The 24,929-nt window shown below is 74.6% G+C and carries 16 protein-coding genes; 9 read left to right on the top strand and 7 right to left on the bottom strand.

The annotated features are described in order from the left end of the window. Positions 1-9: 9 nt before the first annotated feature. From E4622_RS12405 to E4622_RS12390, 3 genes are read right to left on the bottom strand one after another with little or no spacing between them, the layout of a single operon-like run. Complete coding sequence (locus E4622_RS12405; protein WP_134740473.1) at positions 10-618, bottom strand: maleylpyruvate isomerase family mycothiol-dependent enzyme; 609 nt, start codon at positions 616-618, stop codon at positions 10-12. Beyond that, complete coding sequence (locus tag E4622_RS23160) at positions 618-3,311, bottom strand: RNA polymerase subunit sigma-70 (RefSeq protein ID WP_245155997.1); 2,694 nt, start codon at positions 3,309-3,311, stop codon at positions 618-620. The genes E4622_RS12405 and E4622_RS23160 overlap by 1 nt, the downstream gene beginning before the upstream one ends. Then, complete coding sequence (locus tag E4622_RS12390; RefSeq protein WP_134740472.1) at positions 3,308-3,904, bottom strand: TetR/AcrR family transcriptional regulator; 597 nt, start codon at positions 3,902-3,904, stop codon at positions 3,308-3,310. The genes E4622_RS23160 and E4622_RS12390 overlap by 4 nt, the downstream gene beginning before the upstream one ends. 17 nt (positions 3,905-3,921) lie before the next feature. On the opposite strand from E4622_RS12390, the gene E4622_RS12385 reads away from it, so the two are divergent. The 7 genes from E4622_RS12385 (at position 3,922) to E4622_RS12355 (ending at position 14,071) form a co-directional block, all read left to right on the top strand. Further along, positions 3,922-5,502 carry an FAD-binding oxidoreductase gene (locus E4622_RS12385; RefSeq protein ID WP_245155996.1) on the top strand — a complete coding sequence of 527 codons (1,581 nt, stop codon included), beginning with the start codon at positions 3,922-3,924 and terminating at the stop codon, positions 5,500-5,502. Between the two features lie 52 nt (positions 5,503-5,554). Beyond that, the gene (locus E4622_RS12380; protein WP_134740471.1) at positions 5,555-6,469 is read left to right on the top strand and encodes a diacylglycerol kinase family protein; all 915 of its coding nucleotides are present in this window, start codon (positions 5,555-5,557) and stop codon (positions 6,467-6,469) included. 178 nt (positions 6,470-6,647) lie between these two features. Then, positions 6,648-8,801 carry an ATP-binding protein gene (locus E4622_RS12375; RefSeq protein WP_134740470.1) on the top strand — a complete coding sequence of 718 codons (2,154 nt, stop codon included), beginning with the start codon at positions 6,648-6,650 and terminating at the stop codon, positions 8,799-8,801. Next, a complete protein-coding gene (locus E4622_RS12370; RefSeq protein ID WP_134740469.1) occupies positions 8,798-9,478 on the top strand; it encodes a response regulator transcription factor in 681 nt (226 codons plus the stop codon). Before E4622_RS12375 ends, E4622_RS12370 begins: the two co-directional genes overlap by 4 nt. Before the next feature lie 210 nt (positions 9,479-9,688). Further along, positions 9,689-10,414, top strand: coding sequence for a hypothetical protein (locus E4622_RS12365; protein WP_134740468.1), 726 nt, complete (start codon positions 9,689-9,691; stop codon positions 10,412-10,414). Beyond that, complete coding sequence (locus E4622_RS12360) at positions 10,411-12,165, top strand: hypothetical protein (RefSeq protein ID WP_134740467.1); 1,755 nt, start codon at positions 10,411-10,413, stop codon at positions 12,163-12,165. The genes E4622_RS12365 and E4622_RS12360 overlap by 4 nt, the downstream gene beginning before the upstream one ends. 16 nt (positions 12,166-12,181) lie before the next feature. Beyond that, complete coding sequence (locus E4622_RS12355) at positions 12,182-14,071, top strand: glycosyl hydrolase family 18 protein (RefSeq protein ID WP_134740466.1); 1,890 nt, start codon at positions 12,182-12,184, stop codon at positions 14,069-14,071. A gap of 185 nt (positions 14,072-14,256) precedes the next feature. Here the strand turns inward: E4622_RS12355 and E4622_RS12350 are convergent, their stop codons facing one another. Then, positions 14,257-14,589 carry a hypothetical protein gene (locus E4622_RS12350; protein WP_134740465.1) on the bottom strand — a complete coding sequence of 111 codons (333 nt, stop codon included), beginning with the start codon at positions 14,587-14,589 and terminating at the stop codon, positions 14,257-14,259. Beyond that, on the bottom strand, positions 14,586-15,284 hold the full coding sequence (locus E4622_RS12345; RefSeq protein ID WP_167736059.1) for a pirin family protein: 699 nt from the start codon (positions 15,282-15,284) through the stop codon (positions 14,586-14,588). Before E4622_RS12345 ends, E4622_RS12350 begins: the two co-directional genes overlap by 4 nt. 15 nt (positions 15,285-15,299) lie before the next feature. Between E4622_RS12345 and E4622_RS12340 the strand changes: the two genes are divergently transcribed. Next, positions 15,300-16,649, top strand: coding sequence for a GH1 family beta-glucosidase (locus tag E4622_RS12340; RefSeq protein ID WP_134740463.1), 1,350 nt, complete (start codon positions 15,300-15,302; stop codon positions 16,647-16,649). A gap of 32 nt (positions 16,650-16,681) precedes the next feature. Here E4622_RS12340 and E4622_RS12335 read toward each other — a convergent pair whose 3' ends face one another. Together E4622_RS12335 and E4622_RS12330 are read right to left on the bottom strand one after the other, a co-directional pair. Next, a complete protein-coding gene (locus tag E4622_RS12335) occupies positions 16,682-17,995 on the bottom strand; it encodes a UDP-glucose/GDP-mannose dehydrogenase family protein (RefSeq protein ID WP_134740462.1) in 1,314 nt (437 codons plus the stop codon). Between the two features lie 10 nt (positions 17,996-18,005). Further along, positions 18,006-19,166: an aminotransferase class I/II-fold pyridoxal phosphate-dependent enzyme gene (locus E4622_RS12330; protein ID WP_134740461.1), complete on the bottom strand. Its 1,161-nt coding sequence runs from the start codon at positions 19,164-19,166 to the stop codon at positions 18,006-18,008. A gap of 140 nt (positions 19,167-19,306) precedes the next feature. Between E4622_RS12330 and E4622_RS12325 the strand changes: the two genes are divergently transcribed. After that, the gene (locus tag E4622_RS12325) at positions 19,307-24,928 is read left to right on the top strand and encodes a lamin tail domain-containing protein (RefSeq protein WP_209021892.1); all 5,622 of its coding nucleotides are present in this window, start codon (positions 19,307-19,309) and stop codon (positions 24,926-24,928) included. Position 24,929 lies beyond the last annotated feature (1 nt).

Below are 24,929 nucleotides of genomic sequence, written 5' to 3'. Positions count from 1 at the left end.
GCGCCCAGGCTAGGAAGCCACCCGCGGTCCGGTGTCGGGATTGCCCATAACTCCACCAGGTGGACCAGTCAGCTGACGCCCGAGGAAGCCAAGCAGCCGCGCGGCGTCGCCGCTCGTGCTACGGGCGGCGAGCACCGGCCCGAACCGGCTGCCGCGGTCGTCCGGGCCGACCATCGCCGAGGCGGCCGGCAGCAGCCGCCCGGCCAGCTCGTCGGGGATGGGGTGCGACAGCCCGAGCGAGGCGGCGACGTCCCAGCCGTGCACGGTGATCTCGAGGGCTGCGGCCAGGACGAGCACGGAGGTGTCGACCAGGTGCGGGCCGATCCGGGTGCGGGTCGGCGGCTCCGTGCTCCAGGTGCCGAGCAGCGCGCAGGCCTTCTCCTGCAGCGACCGCACGCGCACCCGCGCGCGGACGCTGCCGCTGAGCCGGACCTCTCCTGCGGCCCCCTCGTCGAAGGCGTCCAGGGAGTCCTCCATGTGCGCGAGCAGTCGCGCCAGGTCCCAGCCGGCGCACGGGGTCGGCCGCCCCAGGTCGGCGTCGGCGACCGCGGCGAGGGCCACGCGGGTGTAGGACAGCGACCGGTCGAGCAGCTCGACGGCACCGTCGAGCGAGGTCATCAGGGCGTGTGGTCGGCGGGCAGACGGGCCGGCAGCCCGAACCGCGTGAAGTCGACGTCGAAGAAGGCGCCGACGTGCTTGACGCGGTCGCCCTCGAGCTCGAGCACCTGCAGGTGGAACGGCACGAACCCGCTGCCGTCCGCGGCCCGCATGTAGAGGCCGAAGGCGGGCTGGCCGTTGGCGGAGGTGGGCAGCATCGGCATGTCGTGGGTGCCACCGGGGCACTGCGTGCCGATGAGCCGTCCGATGTTGTCGGCGCCGACGTACCAGCCGGTGAACGGCGGCATCTCCCACACCGCCTCGGCCGTCAGCAGCTCCACGATGGTGTCGACGTCCTTGCGCCAGAACGCTGCGACGTACTTCTCGAGCAGCTGCTGCTGGGCGGAGGTCAGCGCCGGCTCGACGCTGTCCTCGGTGAGCCCGCGCTCCTTCATCTGCGCGTGCGCGCGCTGGAGGGCGGAGTTGACGGCCGCGGTCGTGGTGTCGAGGGCGACGGCCACCTCGGCGGCCGACCAGCGCAGCACGTCGCGCAGGATCAGCACCGCGCGCTGGCGCGCCGGCAGGTGCTGCAGCGCGGCGACGAACGCCAGGCGGATCGAGTCGCGCTCGGCGACCACGACGGCGGCGTCGGGCACCGGCTCCAGCCAGGCGATCTCGTGGTCCTGCTCGAGGGCGTCGCCGGCCATCTGGTCGGGGGTGCCGAGCCCGGCGGGCAGCGGCCGGCGCGGTCGCCCCTCGAGGTTGGTCAGGCACACGTTCGTGGCGATCCGGTAGAGCCAGGTGCGGACCGAGGAGCGGCCCTGGAAGTCGGCGGAGGCCTTCCACGCCCGCAGGAACGTCTCCTGCACGAGGTCCTCGGCCTCGTGCACCGAGCCGCTCATCCGGTAGCAGTGGGCCAGCAGCTCGCGCTGGTAGCGCTCGGTCAGCCCGTCGAAGTCCGCCAGCTCGCCCGTGCCCGTGCCCGCAGTGGTGGTGCTCGCGCTCGCTCGGTCGGTCGTCACGGTCTCGGTCCCCGATGTCATCGTGGTCGTCATGGGTGCTGCTCCTCGCGTCGTCCAGTCTGCCTCCTCTGGAGACCTGCGTCGACGCCCGGACTCATCGGTCCTCGCGGACCACTCCTGGGGCACCGCGCGCCGGGCGAGGGCGAGCGCCCGCTCGGCGGCGGGCACGGCGAGGGGGCGGTCTGCGGGGACCAGGCCCACGCGGGTGCGGCGGTCCAGGAGGTCGTCGACGTCGGCGGCGCCCTCGTGGGTCACCCCGAAGACCAGCTCGGCCAGCGTGACCGGCACCGTCGCGGCGACGGGGGCGAGCAGCTCGGCGTCCGTGAGGCCGCTGACGCGACGGCCGCTCTCCAGCACCAGCTCCGCCTCGGTGCCGTAGCGGCGCACCAGCCGCGGCGGCTGCTCGAGCGCGGCCAGCACCGGTCGCGGCGCGGCACCCAGGACGGGCAGGTCGCGGGTGCGGCACGGCCCGGCCCGCAGTCCGGAGGCGGTGGCCACGGCGGCGTCGACGGCGTCCTGCGCCATCTGCCGGTACGTCGTGAGCTTGCCGCCGACCACCGTCACGACGCCCGTACGGCTGGTCAGCACGGCGTGGCGACGCGACAGGTCGGCGGTCGACCCGGGGCCGTCCGGGCTGTCGGGGTCGTCGGAGGCGGTGTCCAGGAGCGGGCGCAGCCCGGCGAACGCGCCGACGACGTCGTTGCGGCGCAGCTGGCGCTCGAACGCCGCCGAGACCACGTCGAGCAGGAAGCCGATCTCCGGCTCCGTCGGCTGCGGCACGTCGGGGACCGGCCCGTCCGCGGCCTCGTCGGTCAGCCCGACGTAGACGGTGCCGTCGGGCTGGGGGAGCACCAGCACGAAGCGGCTGGTCGAGCCGGGGATCGGCGCGAAGACCGAGACCGCGAGGCCCGGCAGGGTGTCCTGGCGCAGCACCAGGTGGGTGCCGCGGCTGGGCCGCAGCCGGACCTCGTCGACCAGCTCGCCGGCCCACACCCCGGTCGCGTTGACCACGGCGCGGGCCGTCACCGCGTGGGCGGCGCCGGTCAGCTCGTCGCGCAGCTCGACGGAGGTGCCGGTTGCCGACAGCACCCGGGCGCGGGTGCGCACGTGGGCGCCGTACGACGCGGCGGTGCGGGCGATCGTCGTGACCAGGCGGGCGTCGTCCTCCAGCCGACCGTCCCAGGAGAGCAGCCCGCCGCGCAGCCCGGCGGAGCGCAGCGGCGGCGCCATCGCCATCAGCTCGGTGGCCGTGAGCCGGCGGGGTCGCGGCAGGGTCTCCTCGCTCGTGCCCGCGCTGCGGCGCAGGCCGTCGCCGGCGAGCAGGCCTGCGTGGGTGAGGCGCTCCTGCACGCGCGAGACCGACGAGCTCAGCGGCACCACCATCGGCATCGCGTGCGTGAGGTGGGGAGCGGTGACCTCCATCAGGATGCCGCGCTCGACGGCGCTCTCCCGGGCGACGCCGACCTGGCCCTGGGCGAGGTAGCGCAGGCCGCCGTGGACCATCTTGGAGGACCACCGGGAGGTCCCGAAGGCCAGGTCGTGGGCGTCGACGGCCAGCACCGTCAGGCCGCGCGTCACGGCGTCGAGGGCGACGCCGACGCCGGTGATGCCGAGGCCGATGACGACCAGGTCGACGTCGGCGGGGGCGCCGGCCAGCCCGGGGGTGATCCGGGTGGCCTGCGGCCCGCTCACGGCGCCAGGCTCCGGGTCAGCAGGGCGGCCAGCTCGGCGTCGAGCTCGGGCTCGGTCACCTCGTCGTCGACCATGGTGTGCGCGGACAGCACGAAGCCGTGGGCGGCCAGGAGCAGGCCGCGGGCGATCGCCACGGAGCTGCCGGCGCGCACCTCCCCGGACGCCTGGGCCGCGCGGATCGCCTCGTCGGTGAGCGCCAGGATCAGGTCCTGGGAGCGGCCGCGCCGGTGGAGGACGTAGGGCAGGACCAGCTCGGGGTCGAGCTCGATGATCCGCACGAACAGCTCGTTGTCGCGCAGCACCCGCACCGTGCCGACGATCCCGGCGACCAGCCGGTCGACCGCGGACCGCGCGGGGTCCTGGTCCGCGAGCGCGGCCTGCACCACCCCGGTCCACTCGCGGGTCATCAGGTCGCCGAGCAGGGTCTGCATGTCCGACCAGCTGCGGTAGATCGTCATCCGCGAGACGCCGGCCCGGCGGGCGACCTCGGTGAGCGTCGTACGCCGCCAGCCGACGTCCAGGATGCACGCGCGCGCGGCGTCCAGGTAGGCGTCCCTCGCGTCGTCGGAGGGGTTGTTACGAAGTGACGTCACATGTCACACTGTAACACGTGACCCCATTCGTGCAGTCCGAGATGCATCCCCAGCGCTGGGGCGACCCCGCGGCCGCCACCGAGCTCCCGGAGGCCGCGCGGGGGCTGATCGAGATGGCGTTCGGGATCGAGGACCACCCGGCCGCGGCGTCGTTCGCGCTGCCGTCCCCGGGCCTCCCGCCGGAGCTGCTCGACGGGCTCCGCGCCGTGGTCGGGGCCGAGCACGTGCTCACCGACGACGCGACCCGGCGGCTGCGCACCCGCGGCAAGTCGACGCCCGACCTGCTGCGCGCCCGCAGCGGCGACCTCGCCGACGCCCCCGACGCCGTCGTCCGGCCCGACGGTCACGAGCAGGTCGCGGCCGTGCTGGCCTTCGCGGTCGAGCACCACCTCGCGGTGGTGCCCTTCGGCGGCGGCACCTCGGTCACCGGCGGCCTCGTGGCGCGGCGCGAGGGCTTCGCTGGCCTGCTCTCCCTCGACCTGGTGCGGATGAAGCGGCTGCTGGCCGTCGACCACGTCTCGATGACCGCCGTGCTCGAGCCCGGGCTGCGCGGGCCCGAGGCCGAGTCGCTGCTCGCGGAGGAGGGCCTGACGCTCGGGCACTACCCGCAGTCGTTCGAGTACGCCACGATCGGCGGCTTCGCCGCCACCCGCTCCAGCGGCCAGTCCAGCGCCGGCTACGGCCGCTTCGACGCGCTGGTCGTGGGGCTCCGGGTCGCCACGCCGCGCGGCGAGCTGGTCCTGGGCAGCGCCCCCGCCAACGCCGCCGGGCCTGACCTGCGCCAGCTGGTCCTGGGCTCGGAGGGCGCGTTCGGCGTCATCACGTCGGTCACGGTGCGGGTGCGGCGCCTGCCCGCCGAGAAGGTCCACGAGGGCTGGCACTGGCCGTCGTTCGAGGCCGGCGCCGACGCCATGCGCGCGCTCGCCCAGAGCGGGCTGCTGCCCACCGTCGTCCGGCTCTCCGACGAGGCCGAGACCGCGATCAACCTGGCCCGGCCCGACGAGATCGGCGGTGGGTCCGCGGGCGGCTGCCTGATGATCACCGGCTACGAGGGCGAGCCTTCGGCCAACGCCGCCAAGCGGGCCGCGGTGACCGCCGTGCTGGAGGGCCTCGGCGGCACGGGCCTGGGCGAGGAGCCGGGTCGCGCCTGGGCGCACGGCCGCTTCGGTGCGCCGTACCTCCGCGACTCGCTGCTCGACGTCGGCGTGCTGGTGGAGACGCTGGAGACCGCGACGTTCTGGTCCAACCGCGACCGCCTCTACTCCGACGTCAAGCGCGCCCTCGAGACGACGCTGGGGGAGGGCTCGCTGGTGCTGTGCCACGTCTCGCACGTCTACGAGACCGGCTGCTCGCTCTACTTCACGGTCGCGACCAAGCAGGGCGACGACCCGCTCGCGCAGTGGCACGCCGCGAAGGTCGCGGCCAGCGACGCGATGGTCTCGGCCGGCGCGACGATCACCCACCACCACGCCGTCGGCACCGACCACCGGCCGTGGCTGACGCGCGAGATCGGCGAGCTCGGCGCCTCGGTGCTGCGGGCGGTCAAGGCCGACCTCGACCCGACCGGCGTGCTCAACCCGGGGGTGCTCATTCCGTGAGAACACCCCGTGAAGATGCTCGCTGTGCTCCGCCTTCCGCAGGGACCCCGAGATGAGCGCCCGGTCCTTCTCGTTCCTGGTCAACCCCGCCTCGGGCGGCGGCGCCGCTCCCGAGGCCGTCGTCCCGGTCGCCCAGCAGCTGCGCACCGCGGGCGCGACCGTCGACGTCACCTACTCGCCAGGCCCCAAGGCCATGGGCGCGCTGGTCGACGCCGCGATCGAGCGCGGCGACGTCGTCGTGTCCGTCGGCGGCGACGGCATGCTCTCCTCCCTCGCGGGTGCGGTCTCGCTGCGCGGCGGCACGCTCGGCCTGCTGCCGGCCGGCCGCGGCAACGACTTCGCGCGCATGCTCGGGGTGCCCGACGACCCGGCCGCCCAGGCCCGGCTCCTGCTCGAGGGCACGGTGCGGCGCGTCGACCTGCTGTCGTTCTCGATGCCGGGCGCCGCCGCACGCCGCGTCGCGGGCTCGGTCTACTCCGGCGTGGACGCCCGCGCCGCCGAGATCGTCGACCGGTCGCACCGGCTGCCCTCGGCGCTGCAGTACCCCTACGCCGCGTTGCGCGCGCTGGCGACGTACCAGCCGGCGCGCTGCCGGGTGAGCGTCGACGGCGAGACCCGGGAGTACTCCGCGGCCTGCGTGGTCGTCGCCAACTCCGGCTACTACGGCAAGGGCATGCACATCGCCCCCGCGGCCGTCGTCGACGACGGCGTGCTCGACGTGGTGGTCATCGAGGCCGCCGGGAGGCTCGAGCTCATGCGCTCCCTGCCCAAGGTCTACGACGGCCGCCACGTCGCGCTCCCCGAGGTGACGGTGCTGACCGGCCGCCGCGTCGAGATCGCGGCCGACGGTCGCCGGGGCCCCGTGCCCGTCGGCGGCGACGGCGAGCCCCTCGGCGCACTCCCCGGCCTCTCCGGTCCGCCGGCCGTCGTCGAGGTGCTGCCTGCCGCGCTGGCGGTGGTCTGCTGAGCAGGGTTTTCAGCAGTTGCTGAAAAACCTGCGCTTCTGGGCCAGAACTTCGGCCCAGAAGCGCGGGGAAATGCCCAGAACCTCCCGGCCGCGCCCCCCGCGGGGACCGGTACGGCCCAGGCGGCCGAGGTTCTCAGTCCGTGCCCGCCGGGCCGTGCGAGCGGCCATAATCCGAGGCGTGTCCAGCGTGCGACCCGTGCGTCCGGCCGCGCGCTCCCCGCGCCCGGCCGCACATCCGGCCGCCCACGCCCCCGAGGCCACGACGGGTGACCGCGTCGACGCCGATCCGGACGACCGCCCCGACACCCCGCCGCCGACCGGGCTGCGCGGGGTGGTCGCGCCGGGCGGCGTGCTGACGGCGTGGGGCGTGATCGCCGTCGCCGTGTGCGGCACGTCGTGGGCGCTGGCCGGTGCGGCGCTGGTGCTCTACGCCGTGCACGGCAACGAGCCGGTGGGGGTCTCGCAGTGGCTGATGGACGTGCTGTCGGCCGTGGTCTACGGCGCCGCCACGCTGCTGATGCTCCCGCGCACGCGCCACCCGGTGGTGTGGATCATCCTCCTGGTCGCGATCGGGTGCGGGCTCTCCGGGCTGGTGACCCAGCTGCTGGTGGTCGACCCGCAGCCGCCGAGCGTGGACCGCATGGGCCTGATGCTGTTCGGCTATGCGTCGTGGATGCCCGGCACCTACGCCTCCCTCGGCGTCCTGCCGTGGCTGGTACGACGCGGGGAGACCGCCGTCACCCGCGCCTGGATGCGCGCCGCCGCCGCCCTCGGCGCGGCCGGTGCGGCGGGCGCCACGGCGGTGGCCCTCACCTCGGAGTACCGCGGCAGCCCGGGCAACCCCTTCTTCGTGTCCTGGGCGCCCTGGAGGCGCGGCGTCGAGGTGCTGGGCCTGTGGCCGGACCGGGTCTGCCTCGCGCTCTCCGCCGTCGGCGTGGTCCACCTGGCCCGCGTGTGGTGGCGGCGGCGCGGCACCGACCGGACCGGCTACGGCTGGCTTGCGGTGGGCCAGGGGTTCCTCACCGCGGCGTTCGTCCCGGTCCTCTTCGTACGCCTCGAGGACTGGGTCTTCGAGCTCTCCGGCGTCAGCCTGATCCTCGCCCAGGCGTTCCTGCCGGTCGCGCTGCTCGTGGTGGTCCTGCGCCAGCACCTGTGGGGCGTGGACCTGGTGCTGAGCCGCGTCACGGTGTGGGCACTGCTGACCGTCGCGGTGCTCTCCGGCTACGCGGCCCTCGCCTGGCTGGTGGGCCAGGTCGTCCCGCGCTCGGAGGGGCTGGCCGGCTTCGTCGCGGTCGGTCTGGTCGTCGCGCTCGGCCAGCCCCTGCGGCACTGGCTGCAGGCCCGCGTGGACCGTCTGGTCTACGGCGACGGCATCGATCCGGGGCATCTCCTGGACTCGCTCGGACGCGACCTCGGCGACGGCCGCTCGGGCACCAGCCTCCAGGGTCTGGTCGAGGCGCTGCGCGAGGGCCTGCGCCTGGGCGGTGTCGAGGTGCGCTCGGCAGACGGCGCGGTCCGCGCCCTGGCGGGACAGGTCGAGCGCGCCGAGCTGCGGCTGCCCCTCGTCGTGGAGGGCCGGTACGTCGGTCTGCTCACCGTCGCCCCGCCTCGCGGCCAGCGCATCGACCCCCGCACCCACCGGCTGGTCGAGCAGATGGGCAGCGTCCTCGCGGTCGCGCTCGAGCTGGCCCACGTCAACGACCAGCTGGCGCAGACCAGCGGCCGTCTCCTGGAGGTCCGCCACGAGGAGCGTCGACTCCTGCGGCGCGACCTGCACGACGGCATGGGGCCGGCCCTGGCCGGCGTGGGCCTCGGCCTGGCCGCGGCTCAGCGGCGGCTCACCCACGACCCGGCCGGCACGGCGGCCCTGCTGGCCGAGCTCGAGGCGGAGATCGAGCGCCGCACCGACGACGTCCGCCTGCTGGCCCGGGCGCTCCTGCCGGCGCAGCTCGACGACGGCGACCTACCGCGCGCGCTCGGGGTGCTGGCGGAGCGCTTCCGCTCCTCCGGTCTCCTCGTCGAGGTCGGTGTCGCGATCGACGGCGAGCTCGCCACGCGGCGCCAGATCGCGGTCTACCACGTGGCCGCCGAGGCACTGATGAACGCCTACCGCCACGCCCACGCCACCACCGTCGTCATCGACGTCCGGGCGCCCGCCGATGGGCCCGTGGAGCTCCTGGTCCTCGACGACGGGCGGGGGGTCGACGGCGGCCGTGGTGCCGGTGTGGGACTCACGTCGATGCGCGAGCGCGCCGCCGAGCTCGGCGGCTCCCTGGTCGTCGGACCCCGCGCGGACGGCCCGGGCACCCGGGTGAGGATGGAGCTGCCATGACCGAGGTCCCCGCGAGCCCGATCCGGGTCGTGGTCGTCGACGACCACCCGGTGTTCCGCATCGGGATGACCGCGCTGCTCGAGGAGATCGCCGGGATCGACGTCGTCGGGCAGGCCGCCTCGGAGGAGCAGGCGGTCTCGGTCACCGCGGAGCAGCGGCCGGACGTCGTCCTCATGGACCTCGACCTGGGTGGCGGCTCCGGTGTCGAGGCCACCCGCGCGATCCTGCGGGCGCGCCCCTCGACCGGCGTGCTGGTGGTGACCATGTTCGGTGACGACGAGGCGCTCTTCGGGGCCATCCGGGCCGGCGCACGGGGCTACCTGCTCAAGGGCGCCGCCCCGGACGAGGTGGAGCGCGCGATCCGCGCGGTCGCCGGCGGCGCCATGATGCTCGGGCCACAGGTCGCGACGCGCGCGGTCGACTACCTCACCAACGCCCGCAGCGCCCGGGGCGGCGTCTTCGCCGAGCTCACCGACCGGGAGCGCGACGTCCTGGAGCTGGTCGCGCGCGGCCACGACAACGCCACCATCGCGCGGATGCTCGTGCTCACCAGCAAGACCGTGCGCAACTACGTCTACGCCATCTTCACCAAGCTCGACGTCAGCGACCGGGCCGCCCTGGTCGCCAAGGCCCGCGACGCCGGCGTCGGCGTCGAGCGCAGCGGCGACCCTGGCTGAGGAAGCGCCCCTGCGGGCGGCCCCGGGCTGGCGGCTCCCGGCTGGCGGGTCGTGTGCCCGAGACGGCTGTCGAGCGCCGGCGGCGACACACGACCCGCCCCCGGCGACCCGGGCAACCGAGGACGCGCGTCCCTGCCGCCCGTGCCGTCGGGCGTCGGAGGCTGCGGGGGCACGGCATCCCGGCCGTGCCCGCACGAGAAGGCCACCGACATGTCCGCACCGACCAGCCCGGCTCCGACCGCCCGTACCCGCCCCGTACCCCCTCCCGCCCCCGCCTCCCGCGGCTTCCGCGCCTGGCCCCTGTGGGCCACCGCCGCAGGCGCCCTCGGCTTCGTCTCCACGGTCGTGACCGACGCCCGTGCCGGGGACACCTCCGACATGGACTACACCGTCTCGGCCGCGGACATGGCCGGGCTCGACCACGAGCTGCACCGCATCGGCGGCACCACCGGCTACGTCACGGTCGCCCTGCTGCTGGTCCTCGCCGCCGTGTGGCACCGCCGGGTGGCGCAGCGCTTCGTGTGGTCGCTGGGCGCCCCCGTGGTGACTTTCGGCCTCGTCGCGGCGGCATCCTCGCTCAGCCTCGCCTACGGATGGAAGGGCGCGCTGGGCAACTACGCCCACGGCGCCCTGGAGGAGGGCACCTACGACGACGCCGGGCTCTACACCTACTACGTCATGAACGATTTCAGCCCCTACATCGCCTGGGTCCCGGTCGTCGTGGCCCTGGGCGGCCTGGCCTGGATGGCGTTCCGGGAGCGGCTCGTCTCGCGAGGCCTGGGGGCGTTCGCCGGCGGCTTCGCGCTGCTGCTCTTCGGGGCGGTGGCGGCCAGTGGGGTGCCGGGTCTGCCGTTCGCGGCCTCCCTGGGCCTGATCGTGGTCGGGATCTGGCTCGCCGTCGGCCGCAGCCCCATCGTGGCCGAGGACGCGGCGTGAGGGCCGCACTGCTCGGGGCGCTCGTCGCCGTAGCCGCCGCCTCCGTCGTCACCCCGTCGCCCGCCCTGGCTGCCGGCGGCGGCGGGGAGCCACCCGAGGACCTGACGCCACCCGTCCTCACGATCACCAGGCCGCCGGGCGCGGTCGACGGTTGGTACGCCGGTCCGGTGGCCGTCGGCGTGCGCGCCACCGATGACCACCTCAACGCCGCGGGCGTGCGCAGCGTCTCCTGGGCGCTCTCGGGCGCTCAGACGGGCACGGGCATGGTCTCGCGCACCGAGGGTGGGACCGTGAGCGTCACGAACAGCGGGCCGACCACGCTCGACGTGGAGGCGGTCGACGGCAACGACAACTCGACGTTCGGCCAGGTGAGCATCGGCATCGACCGCACGCCACCCGTCGTCACCTTCCGGGGCAGGACCGTGCCCGGCGGGGAGATCGTCCAGGGCACCTCGGCCACCCTCGCCTTCGACTGCGCCGAGCAGCAGTCCGGCCTCGGCGGCTGCGTCGGCACGTTCGCCCCGGGCACGCCGGTGGACACCAGTGTGCTGGGTCCGCAGACGATCAGCGTGAGGGCGTGGGACCGGGTGGGCAACGAGGTCACCCGGTCGGCGACCTACACCGTCGTCGACGACGAGTTCACGATCCTGCGCAGCCCGCAGGTCGCGGGCACGCCGGCGATCGGGCAGACCCTGACCGCCGTCGACCCCCAGGTCAGCCCGGCCCCCACCGGCCACACCTACGAGTGGCTGCGCGAGACCGACGGGGTCAACACCGTCGTCGGCACCGGCCGCACCCACGCCGTCACCGCCGCCGACGCCGGCAGCCACCTGCGCGTGCGGGTCTCCCCCGTCCGTGAGGGGGTCGCGCCGCGACCGCTGACGTCCTCGCACGTCACGGTGCCGCTGGGCAGGATCACGCCCACCACCCAGCCCGCGCTGGAGGGGCTGGCCCTGCTGGGGCGCACCCTGACGACGACGTGGTTGACCGTGACCGGGCCCGACGCCGTCACCGTCGCCTACGCCTGGCTGCGCGACGGCGCGGTCGTGGAGGGCGCCACGAGCCGTGAGTACTCGCCCACGCAGGCCGACCTCGGCCATCGCCTGCGCGCCCGGATCCAGGTGAGCGCACCGGGCTACGAGACCCTCACGATCCTCACCGACCCCTCGGACGTCGTCCGGGGGCGACCGCTCCAGGTGGTCGGCTCGGCGGGCCTCCGCGGGACCGCGCGGGTCGGCGAGCTGCTCCGGGCGACCGTGCCGCGGATCCAGGAGCCGCCCGAGCAGCGCGGCCCCGGCGACCCGGCGACGCTGTCCTACCAGTGGCTGCGCGACGGCGCGGCGATCCCCGGCGCCCGCGCGGCGACGTACCGGCTGCTGCCGGCGGACTCCGGGCGCCGGATCTCGGTGCGCGTGCGCGGCTCGCTGCCCGGCCACGAGGACGCGGTCGTGACCAGTGCTGCCTCCGCCCCGGTCGCCATCGGCCTGCCCGTCGTCACCGCACGGCTCACCCCGGGTGCCCCCGGGAAGGCCCGGGTCGTCGTGGCCGTTCGCCTGCCGGGCGTCACGCCCGGTGGCAGCATCGTGGTCACCCGCGGCGGCCGGACAGTGCTGCGCGGCGTGCTGCGCGGCGGTGCGCTGCGCGCCGTGCTGACCCGACAGCCCCGCGGCAAGGTCACCTACCGCGTGCGGTACGCCGGAGCGCCCGGGCTCGCCTCGCGCGCCGTCGCCGTGTCCACCCGGATCCGCTGAGCCGAGGAGCCGTCTCATGTACCAGCCCCGCCCCTTCCCCGCCGCGCTCGTCGCGTGCCTCGCCGTCCTGTCCGCGCTCGCCGTTCCGGCCGGCGCCTCGTCTCCGCCCGCGCGGGCCGAGCGCGGCACCACCCCGGTCGTCGCGCAGGAGCGGGTCACCGTGGCCGGTCGCGTCCCGGGCCGGGTGCGCCGTCCGGTCGTCCTACAGTCTCGAGACGGCGGACGCTGGGAGCCCCAGGACCGGGCGCGGAGCACCGCCAGGGGCGGCTACACCTGGCGTCTGCGGGCGCCTGCCAGGACCACCCGGTACCGCGTCGTGGCGCCGCCGACTCGCGTGGGCGCGCGGCACCTGCGCGCGTTCACGTCGCGGGTCACGACGCTCCGGCCCGTGCGCCAGCGCGGGGCGTCCCCCCTCCCGCCGACCGTGCGCACCGGGACCCGGGTGGCGGTCGGGGCGCGCTTCCTCCCGGCGCGCCCCGGCCGACCGGTCGCGGTCCAGGCCTCGCGCGGCGGCGCCTGGACGACGCTCGCGACGCTGCGGCAGGACCGTGCCGGCCGCACGTCGTACGTCGTGACCGTCGACGCCACCACCCGCTACCGGGTGGTGGCCCAGCCCTGGCGCGGCGCCCCGGCGGTGGCGACGGCGCCGCAGGAGACCCGGGCGGTCGACGCGCCGGTGGGGGACACGCCGTGGGTGACCGGCTACTACGCGGGGTGGTTCTGGGAGAGCTACGCACCCGACCTCGTCGACATGTCCGCCATGACCCACCTGGTCTTCGGTCGGGTGGCGCCGGGCGGCGGCTCCCTGGACGGCGAGCCCGGGCGGGTCGTCCTCGGGGCCGGCACCGCTCACGACCCGGGGCTGGCGCCCGACGGCGTGCGCAGCGTCGAGGACTACCTGGTCGACCGGGCCCACGCCGCGGGCGGCCAGGCGCTCTTGATGCTCGGCGGCGACGGCGCCGACGGGCGCGGCTTCATGCTGTCCGCAGCGGACGACCGACGCGCGCGCTTCGTCGACGCCGTGGTCGACCACCTCGTCGTGCACGACTACGACGGCGTCGACGTCGACTGGGAGAACTGCCTGCACGGCGAGGCCGGCTGCGGAGAGGCCGAGGGCCGGGCGCCGCTGCCGGCCGCGGAGGCCCGGCGCCGGCTGCGGGAGCTGATCGCCGACATCCGCACCGAGACCGCCACCCGGGCGCGCTACGCCCAGGAGCCGGCCTTGGTCACCTTCCCGGGCTACGCGCTCAACACCAACGACCTGGTGCACACCGGCGGCAGGGCCCCGGCGTGGCAGGCCGACATCGCCCAGCGGGTCGACCAGTACAACCTGATGGCCTACGGCGTCGGCACCACCTGGTGGGGGCACGGGACGGGCTGGGAGTCGTGGTTCTCCGGCGCGCTGACCGGCCAGTCACCCTCGACGCCGGTCGACATCGCCAGCAGCGTCGCGGCGTACGTCGCCGCCGGGGTGCCGGCAGCGCGGATCGGTATCGGGATCGGCTTCTACGGCATCTACTACGGCCCCACGATCACCGGGCCCCGCCAGTACGACGAGCGCAACGACATCTACGAGGTGAGCGACACCGCCCTCGGCTGGGCGACGCTGCGCGAGAAGGGCTACTTCGACCACGGCACCCGGATGTGGGACGCCGAGGCCCAGTCGACGTACCGCACCTACGGCGACGGGACGCCCGAGAGCGGGTACGTCCCGGCGAGCGACCCCGCCGCCAACCCCGCCGGCTTCCTCTCCTACGAGGACGGGCAGTCGATCGCGGCCAAGGCCGACTGGGTCGAGGAGCACGGCGTCGGCGGCACCATCCTGTGGACCGTCAACTACGGCTGGGCCGACGACCTCCACGCCAACCCGCTGCTCGACGCCGTGAAAGCGGAGTTCCTGGGGTAGCGGGGGCTGGCTTACCAGCAGATGCTGAATCCCTGACGTTCTGGGCCTGTCCGTCTGGCGGACCGATGAGCCTCGGCCTGCCTCCTGGGGACCGCCGAGACCCGCATCCGCACCGCGCTGATCAGGCACCGCGACCTGCCTCGGGAGGAGTGAGACCGGCGGCTCCTGACGCATCCGCATGTCACTCAGAGCCGCAGCACGAACTCCCGGCCCGGGCACTCATCCCGAAGCCGCGCCAGCAGCACCCGCCCACGCTCGTCGTGCGCGGGGCCGCGGCCGCCGTCCCAGTCCTGGCCCCACTCGGCGGTGTCGGCCACCAGCTCCGGGGACAGCCCCAGGTGGCGACCCAGGTAGTCGGGCTCCTCGCCGATGCCGCCGCGCTCGTCCCACAGGGCGGCGCCGCCGTAGTCGCCCCCCAGCCGGATGACCCCGACCGGAGGACCCTCGTCGTCGAGCCCGTCCTCCACACCCAACGGCGCGTGGGCGAACCACCCGGACGCCGGCGTCTCCTCGCTCACCCCGCGAACGTCCACACGAGCAGCTCGGTGGGCACGGCGGCGGTGACCGAGCGCCCGGTCTCGTCGGTGAGCATCAACGCGTCCCCCGAGGACAGCGGCTCGGCCAGCGAGGAGCGCACCAGCGCGCCCGTGGCGACGAAGACGTGCACCAGCGGGGCCTCCGGCAGCGCCAGCGTCGTGCCCTCGTCGAGGCGGGCCACCGCGAACGTCGCCCCGGCGACGCCGACCCGCGCGGGCGCCGAGCCGTCGCCGGCGGCCACCGGCACGAGCTCGTTGCGGGGCAGGGCCACCGGCACCACGTCGTACGACGGTGCCGTGCCGGGCGAGTCGGGGGTCAGCCACACCTGGACGAACCGGGCCGGCCCGTCGGCCGAGGCGTGCTCGGCGTGCGCCACCCCGGAGCCGGCGGAGAGCACCGCGACGCTCCCGGCGTCGACGACCGTCTCCGAGCCACCGGTCTCGTCGCCGTGGGTGAGCGCGCCCGAGACCACCCAGCTGACGATCTCGAGGTCGGCGTGGCGGTGCTGCTCGAAGCCCTGGCCCGAGCCCAGCAGGTGGTCGTCGTGGCACACCATCGGACCGAAGGAGGCGTGCTCGGGGTCGTAGTGCTGCCCGAACGAGAAGGCGTGGTGGGTGGCCCTCCCGGCGGCCCGGTCGGTGAAGCGTGCGGAAGCCCTGCGGATGTTGGCGGTCACGGGCAAGATTGTGCCGTGCCCGACCAGCCCTACCCTCAGCTCCCGCCCGGTTTCCGCTTCGGGACCAGCACCGCGTCGTACCAGATCGAGGGTGCGGCGACCGAGGACGGTCGCGGCCCCAGCGTGTGGGACACCTGGACCCACGAGCCCGGGCACATCAAGGACGGCTCCACCGGCGACGTGGCCTGCGACCACTACCACCGCTACGAGGAGGACGTCGCCCTGATGCAGGGCCTCGGCACCGGCGGCTACCGCTTCTCGATCGCCTGGCCGCGCATCCAGCCCACCGGCTCGGGCAAGCCCAACGAGAAGGGCCTGGACTTCTACGACCGGCTCATCGACACCCTCCTGGCCCACGGCCAGCAGCCCATGGCCACGCTCTTCCACTGGGACCTGCCGCAGGCGCTCGAGGACGACGGCGGCTGGCTCAACCGCACGACGATCGACCGCTTCGCCGAGTACGCCGCCATCGTCGGTGAGCGCTACGCCGACCGCGTCGAGCACTGGATCCCGGTCAACGAGCCCAACGTCGTCACGATGATGGCCTACGGCGTCGGCATGCACGCGCCCGCGCGCACGCTGATGTTCGACAGCCTGCCGGTCGCCCACCACCTGCTGCTCGGCCACGGTCGCGCGGCGATCGCGCTGCGGGCGGCGGGCGCGACCAGCGTCGGCTGCGCCAACAACCACGCGCCCATGTGGCCCGCCAGCGACGAGCCCGCCGACGTGGGCGCGACCAAGCTGTTCGACGCCATGTGGAACGGCCTCTACCTCGAGCCGATGCTGCTCGGGCGCTACCCCGTCGACCTCCAGCCGCTGCTCGAGGACGTGATCCAGTCCGGCGACATGGCGACGATCCGCCAGCCCCTCGACTTCTACGGCGTCAACTACTACAACCCGATGCGCATCGGCGCCGCGCCCGAGGACGCGGAGATGCCCTTCGAGTTCCGCGAGCTGCTCGGTCACCCGATGACCGACTTCGGCTGGCCGGTCGTGCCCGAGGCCCTGCGCGAGTGGCTCATCATGTTCCGCGCGCGCTTCCGCGCCGCGCTGCCGCCGATCATGATCACCGAGTCCGGCTGCGCCTACAACATGGAGCCCGACGCCGACGGCGTCGTCGACGACCAGCCCCGCATCGACTACCTCGACGCCCACCTCAAGGCCGTCCAGGCGGCGGTCGAGCGCGGGGTCGACGTGCGCGGCTACTACGCCTGGTCCCTGCTCGACAACTTCGAGTGGTCCGAGGGCTACACCCAGCGCTTCGGCCTCGTCCACGTCGACTACGAGACCCAGCAGCGCACCCCCAAGCGCTCCTACGAGTGGTACGCCGCCATGATCGCCGCCCAGCCGGCGGGCCAGGGCTGACCCGCTTCAGCGCGACGCGCGACGGGCCCCGCTCAGCCCCGCCCGAGCCCGCGGGCGGTCCAGCCCGCGGCGCGCCAGGCCGGGAGGTCGAGCAGGTTGCGGCCGTCCAGCAGCAGCTGTCGCCGTACGACGGTGGAGACCTCGGCGATGTCGACGGCCCGGAACTCCGGCCACTCGGTGAGGTGCAGGACCAGGTCCGCGTCGCGCGCGGCGTCCACGGCGGAGGAGGCGTAGTCCAGCGTCGGGAACCTCGCCCGCGCGGTCTCGGTGGCCTGCGGGTCGTAGACCGTGACCTTCGCGCCGCGCACGTGCAGCCTCCCGGCGATCGAGAGCGCGGGGGAGTCGCGGACGTCGTCGCTGTCGGGCTTGAACGCCGCCCCCCACACGCAGATCCGGGCCCGGGTCACGCTGCCCCCGAGCATCGCGGTGGCGATCCGCGCGACCCGCTGCCGCTGGCGCTGGTTGACGTCGTCGACCTGGCGGAGGAACGTCAGCGCGTCGTCGACGCCGAGCTCGCCGGCGCGGTGAACGAACGCGCGGATGTCCTTAGGCAGGCAGCCGCCGCCGAAGCCGATGCCGGCGTTGAGGAAGCGGCGGCCGATGCGCGCGTCGTGCCCGATCGCGTCGGCGAGGTCCACCACGTCGGCGCCCGCAGCCTCGCAGACCTCCGCGACGGCGTTGATGAAGGAGATCTTGGTGGCGAGGAAGGCGTTGGCCGCGACCTTGACCAGCTCGGCGGTGGCGTAATCGGTCACGACCAACGGCGTGCCGGCGTCGAGCAGCGGCGCGTAGACCTCGCGCAGCACCTTCTCGGCCTTCTCCGTGGCGACCCCGAGCACGATCCGGTCCGGCGCGAGCGTGTCCTCGACGGCGAAGCCCTCGCGCAGGAACTCCGGGTTCCACGCCAGCTCCGCCTCGCCGCCCACGGGCGACAGCTCGGCGACCAGCGCGGCCATCCGCGCGGCCGTGCCGACGGGCACGGTCGACTTCCCGACGACGTACGACGGACGGGTCAGGTGCGGCGCGAGCGCGCGGACCGCCGCCTCGACCTGCGAGGTGTCGGCGCCCATGCTGTCGGGGAGCTGCGGCGTGCCCACGCACACGAAGTGCAGGTCGGCGAAGGCCGCGGCCTCCTCGAAGGAGTCGGTGAAGCGCAGCCGGCCGCTGGCCACGTGCGTGGCGAGGAGGTCCTGCAGGCCGGGCTCGTAGAAAGGCACCTGGCCCGAGGCGAGCAGGGCCCGCTTGTGGGCGTCGACCTCGACACCGAGGACGTCGTAGCCGAGCTCTGCGAGGCAGGCGGCGTGCGTGGCGCCGAGGTACCCGCAGCCGATGACCGTGGTCTCCACGGCGCCGACGCTAGGAGCGCGAGGTGTCTCCCGCCTCCATCGAGATGGCCAGGCGGCGAACGATCTCCGTCAACCTGGCGGGCGAGGTGGCGATGTTGAGCCGCACGTGCCCACCCAGCCCCGGCTGGTAGTCGCGACCCGCAGCCAGCCGCACGCGGCCGCGCTCGAGCGCGACGTGGGCGGGGTCCTCGTGACCGTAGGCACGCAGGTCGAGCCAGGCCAGGTAGGTCGCCTCGAGCGGGCGCATCCGCGCCTCGGGCAGGTGCTGGGCCAGGAGCCGCACGAGCAGGTCGCGCTGCGCCGACAGCCGGGCGCGCAGCGAGTCGAGCCACGGGTCGCCGTGGGTGTAGGCGGCGACCGCCGCGACCACGCCGAGCGGTGACCAGGAGTCGTTGCGCACCATGGGCACGCCGGTGAGCCGGTCGAACGTCGCCCGGTCGGCGGCGACGACCTGCGCGCAGCGCAGGCCGGCGACGTTGAAGGCCTTCGACGCCGCCACCAGCGCGACGGCGTGGTCGGCGGTGCCCTCGACCGAGAGGTAGGGGACGTGCTCGGCGCCCTCGAGCACCAGCCCCGCGTGGATCTCGTCGGAGATCACCCGGGCGCCGTGGCGCACCACCACGTCGCGCACGCCCTCGAGCTCGGCGCGCGTGAACACCCGGCCCCAGGGGTTGTGCGGCTGCGTGAGCAGCAGCGTGCGCGCGCCGTCGGCGAACAGCCGGTCCAGCCGGTCGAGGTCGAGCTCGGCGCGCGCCGCGTCGGGGTCGAGCGGGAGGTCCACCCGCTCGCGCCCGGTCACCTGGGCGAGGTCGAGCTGCGGGGAGTACGCCGGCACCGGCACCACCACCGGGCCCGGATCGGACAGCGCGTCCAGCGCCAGGCGCATCCCGGCCGTCACGTCCACGGTCGGGGACACCAGCTCGGGGTCGACCTCCGCGCCGAACTGCCGCCGCGCCCACCCGGCGTACGCCTCGCCGAGCTCGCCGCCGGTGCCGGTCGACGGGTAGCCGGTGACGCCGTCGGCGACCGCCCGCTGCAGGGCCTCGGCGATCGGCGGCGCCAGCGCGTAGTCCATCTCCGCCACCCAGGCGGGCAGGACGTCGGCCTCGACCTCCCCCCACTTGAGCACCAGGGCGCGGCGGGCTTCCTCGTCGGTCAGGTCGCGGATCACCCGGCCGACGGTAGCCGCCGCGTCGCGACCACCGCGAACCGCTCGACTCCCGTCCACCTCGCGGCCACACGACGTTCGACCCCGGGCACCCCGGCCCTGAGACTCTCCGCCCGCCAGTCACGAACAGAAGGTGGAACCCGATGCTCCCGAACACCCCGCGGTCGCGCACCACCGGCCGCATCCTGGCCGTCGCCCTCTCCTTGGGGGTGCTGGCCACCGCCGGCCCGGTGCTGGCCTCGCAGCCGCAGACCGGCCCGGCGAACGCCGCCGCCGCAGCAGGGGAGCTGCCGCCTTTGTTCGTCTCCGAGGTCGTCGTCGACAACGGCAGCCACCAGGTGGCCGGGCACCCGAGCACCCAGGACAACTTCGAGTACCTCGAGGTCACCAACACCACCGACGCCGCCATCGACCTGGCCACCGCCGGCTACACGCTGCACTACCGCGCGGCCGCCCTCACGGTGGCCGCCGACTCCGTGGCCCCGACCGTCGTGCCGGCGCACGGCACGGTCGCGCTGTGGCTGCGCTACCAGGTCGGCAGCGCCGACGGCTACAGCGCGGGCAGCCCCAACTCCCTGCTCTTCTCCGACACCGACTTCTGGGCCCACTACGGCATCGCCTCCGACGCGCCGGTCATCCACCTCACCGGCCAGAACGGCATGGCCAACTCCGGCGCCGCCGCGCTGCCCGTCAGCATCCAGCGCGCGGGCACCCTCGTCAGCCGATCCTCGTACCTCCCGGCCACCGACCAGGGCGCCGGCACCTCCGCCGAGTACGCCGCCCCGGCGGCCGGCACCACCGACGCGACCGTCTACGCCCGCAAGGCCGTGCCGACGCCGGGCACCGCCGCCCCGCAGCAGCTGACGCCCGGCGCCACGGTCCCGACCGAGGAGCCGACGCCGACCCCGACGCCCACCCCCACGCCCACGGACACCCCGACGCCGACCGACCCGCCCTCGCCCACGGACCCGCCGTCCCCGACCGACAACCCCAGCCCCACCGACCTGCCGACCGACCCGACGACGAGCCCGCCCGCCGGCCCCGCCGCAGCGCCGTCGCTGATGATCACCGAGGTCAACGTCAACTCCGGCAACATGCCGGCCGCCGACGGCACGTCGGCCGACGCGTGGGAGTTCGTCGAGCTCCACAACACGACCGGGACCGCGATCGACCTGACCGCCGCCGGCGTCCAGGTCGTCTACCTCAGCGGCTCGACGCCGAAGACCCTCGCCTACGACCCCGGGACCGTGGTCCCCGCGCACGGCACCGTGGTGCTGTGGGCCAAGAACAGCAAGTACCGCGACGCCACCGCCACCGGCGGGCCCGACGCGCGCCTCACCGACCAGCAGTTCCGCGACTTCTACACCGGGCTCGGCGTGACCGGCGACTACGCCCTGGGCCACCTCACCGGGCAGGACGGCCTGAGCAACTCCGGCACGTCGATGTACCTCACCCGGGGCGGCACCGAGATCTCCCGCATCACCTGGACCGCCGCGGACATCGCCTCCGACAAGACGGTGACCTACGGCCGTCCCGCCACGGCCGGCAGCACCCAGCTCAGCGTCCACGGGCAGCAGCAGGCCCCCACCCCCGGTGCCGTCGACCCGGCCCAGGTCGGCACCCCCACCGAGCAGCCCACGGAGACGCCGACCGAGCAGCCCACGGAGACGCCGACCGAGGAGCCGACCGGCCCCCGCGTGCCGGTCCAGGGTCCGGCCCCGGCGACCGACCCGGCGCTGAAGGCGCCGCTGCTGCAGGTCACCGAGGTCGCGCCCGACACCGCCAACGTGGGCGGCGCCGACGGCTACGAGTTCGTCGAGGTCTACAACGGCTCCGACGAGCCCGTGAGCTTCCGCGACTTCACCATCAACTACCTCTACATCGACGCCAGCGGCGTCACGACCAACAGCGCGCTGTGGCCCGCCGTGCCCGCCGACCCGGTGATCCAGCCCGGACGCACCCTGGTCCTGTGGGTCAAGAACCCGCAGAACGCCGCGCTCACCGCGGCCGACTTTAACGCCCACTTCGGTGCCCGCCTGGTCGCGGGCCAGGACCTCGTCGAGATGACCTCGGCGGGCATGGCCAACGCCGGCCTGCGCGGCATCCAGGTGATGACCAACAGCGGGTACGACGTCAGCCGGGCGCACTACCTGACCGACGCCGAGACCGTGGCCGACCAGCCGCTGCAGTACCGCTGGGAGTCCGGCACCCTCCAGACCCGCATCGGCATCGGCACGGCCACGCCGGGCTACGCGGCGCCGGAGCAGGTCCCGGCCGGTCTCGTCGCGACCCCGGACGACGCCGTCGCCCCGGTGATCACCGACCTCACCGGCGGCACCGAGACCCCCGACACCGAGGACCTCGCGCTGGAGTTCGGCGTGACCGACGCCCAGCAGGTCCGCACGGTCGCGCTCACCATCGACACCGACGTCGACGAGCCGGTGACCCGCTTCGTGCGGTTCGGCGCCCCCGACCGCTACGCCTACTCCGTGCCCGCCGTCGACCTCTACGGCAAGCGCTGGGTGGAGTACACCGTCACCACCTCCGACGGCACCCACACCTCCACCCTCGGCCCCAAGCGCATCGAGCTGGCCGACGCCGAGCCCGCGCCCGTGCGGCTCAACGTCACCGACGGCCAGTACGTCGCCGGCACGACGCGCCTCGCGGCGACGACCGCCGACGACCCGGCCGCCCTGCGTCTCGCCGTCGACGGCCAGCAGGTCCCGGCGCCGGTCCCGGCGCTCGAGGGCGCCCCGATCTTCGCGTTCGAGGCCACCAACACCGACGCGTTCTTCCGCAACGGCGTCCGCATGGGCGAGGACGTGCTGACCGTCTTCGACGAGGGCTTCTACGAGCGGGTCGAGACGGTCACCGCCACGGTGCCGGTCGAGAAGGTGGTGAAGGGCCAGCCGCTCACCCTCGGCATCTACGCCGGCACCAAGGCGTTCCCGCAGCCCGACCCGAACGAGAACAACGACGACTTCGCCGCGCTCAACCTCCGCCTCGCGCTGCCGGACGGCCGCGTGCTGCGCCCGACCACCTGCGGCGGCGCCGGCGAGGGCCAGGAGCCCACGGTCCGTGCCTGCCCCGACCCCGCGACCCGCATCGGCTTCGCCGACGCCACGCAGGTCTACTTCACCGCGACGTTCACGATCCCCGACGACGCCTTCGACTCGCTGGCCCACGAGTGGGACACCACGGCCGTCGCCGACGGGCCGCACACCGTGACCGCCGCCGGCGCGCAGGGCATCACTCGCACCGTCAACGTCGACAACACCTCCCCGGTGGTCACGCCCACGGTCACCGACGGTGCCCGCTTCCGCGGTCCGTTCACCATCGACGCCGCGGCGACCGACGCGGGTGCCGGTCTCGGCGAGGGCGGGGTCACCGCGACCCTCGACGGCGAGCCGATCGACCTCCCGCACGCCACGGGCTCGCTGCGCCTCACCCCGGGCGAGCACGTCGCGGTCTTCACCGCCGAGGACCGGGTCGGCAACGAGACGACCCGCTCGGTGACGTTCACGACGGCCGACGAGCGGCCCGACGCCGAGCTGGGCGGCCCCGGCGACGGTGAGACCGTCACGGCCGGCAGCGTCGAGCTGTCCGCCACGGCGCAGTCGCCCGAGGGTGACGCGCTGACCATGGCCTTCCGCGAGGGCGACACGTTCGTGCCCACCGACGCCGAGGTCAGCGCCTACGACGGCACGACCGGGCACGCCGAGGGCACCGACCGCGGCGACAAGGCGGTCCTCTCCGAGGACGCGCTGGCGCAGGTCGCCACGACCGACGGCATCGAGCACGAGGTGTCCTCCGACACCGAGCTGCCCTACCAGCTGTTCACCGTGGCCGTGCCGGCCGACGCGGGGGCCGACGCCACCGCGCGGCTGCGCTGGACCGGCTCGGCCAACGCCGGCGCCAAGGTGCTGCTCTACGTCAAGGCGGTCGGCGGAGGCTGGGAGGAGGTCGCTCGGCGGGTGACCGAGGACAGCGAGCCGTTCACGCTCGAGACGACGGTGCCGACCGCGGGCCACACGGCCGAGGGCAGGATCACGGTCCTGGTGCAGCACTCGGAGGGCTTCGCCGGGGAGGTCCGCTCGACGCGGGCCAGCACGCCGGCGCCGTACTCCGCGAAGGGCGTCACGCCCCGCTCGGACTACGACTTCACCATCGGCTGGGAGTCGGACACGCAGTACTACAACGAGACCGACGACTTCTACAAGCACCAGGTCGCGATCAACCAGTTCTTCCTCGACCAGCGCGACGAGCTCAACCTGCAGTACGTCATCCACACCGGCGACATCGTCAACGTGTCCTCGCAGCAGCGGCAGTGGGAGAAGGCGGACGCGGCCTACGACAAGCTCGACGCGGCCGGTCTGCCCTACGGCGTGCTGGCCGGCAACCACGACGTGGGCCACCACGACGAGGACTACGGCGCCTTCGGGCAGTGGTTCGGCGAGGACCGCTACGCCGCCAACCCCTGGTACGGCGAGTCCTACGAGAACAACCGCGGTCACTACGACCTGGTGAGCGCCGACGGCGTGGACTTCCTGATGCTGTCGATGGGCTGGGGCGCGGGTGACGAGGAGATCGCCTGGATGAACAAGGTGATCGCGCGCTACCCCGAGCGCAAGGTGTGGGTGAACCTCCACGAGTTCATGCTGACCACCGGCGGTCTCGGACCGATCCCGCAGCGGATCATGGACGAGGTCGTGGCGCCGAACCCCAACGTCTTCGCGGTCTCCTCGGGGCACTACCACGACGCCTACACCCGCACCGACGACTTCGACGACGACGGCGACGGCGTCGCGGACCGCACGGTCTACTCGATGCTCTTCGACTACCAGGGCCTGCCCGAGGGCGGCCTGGGCTACCTGCGGCTGCTGCACTTCGACAACCAGGGCGAGCGGATGATCGTCCGCACGTACTCGCCCTCGCTGGACGACTTCGACTCCGACGAGCCCTCGCTCGACCCGCAGCACCAGGAGTTCGAGATCCCCTACGCCGCCGTCGGCATCGACCCGACCACCAAGACGCTCGGCACCGACGGCTTCCGGGCCGACATCCTCACCAGCCGCGACATCGCGGTGCTGCGGGGCGTGCCGTCGGGCTCGACGCAGACCGTCGACTGGGACGTCGCGCCGGGCGAGCACGGCTGGTACGTCGAGACGACCAACCCCTACGGCGGGGTCGACGTCTCCGAGGTCCGCAACGTCACGGTCGCCGCGCCCGGTGCTCCCGAGGCCGGCACCCCGTCGGTGCGCGGCGTGGTGCGCGTCGGCGCGACGCTGACCGCGGACCCCGGGACCTGGCCGAGCGGGACGTCGCTGGCCTACCAGTGGCTCTCCGGCGGGCAGCCCGTCCGCGGCGCCACCGGTCGCACGTTCGTGGTGCCCCCGGCCCTGGTCGGCCGCAAGCTCTCGGTGACGGTCACGGGCACGCGTCCCTACGCGCCGCCGAGCAGCGCGACCTCCGCGGCCGCGACCGTCGCGGCGGGACGCCTGACCGGGCGGCGACCGGTGGTCACCGGCGTCGCGAAGGTCGGCCGCCGGCTGACGGTCCGGCCCGGCGCCTGGGGTCCGCGACCGGTGCGCCTGCGCGTCCAGTGGTACGTCGCCGGGCGGGCCGTGCGCGGGGCCGACGGCACGTCGTTCCGACTGACGCGGGCTTACCGGGGCAAGCGGGTCACCGTGCGCGTCACCGGCACCAGGCCCGGCTACGCCCCGCTCACCCAGCGGAGCACGGCCACCCGGGCGGTCCGGCGGTAGC

Source organism: Nocardioides sp. 503 (assembly GCF_004522095.1).
Taxonomy (GTDB): Bacteria; Actinomycetota; Actinomycetes; order Propionibacteriales; family Nocardioidaceae; genus Nocardioides.
The sequence above is the reverse complement of the archived record's forward strand: the minus strand, read 5'-3'. Positions and strand labels throughout refer to the sequence as shown.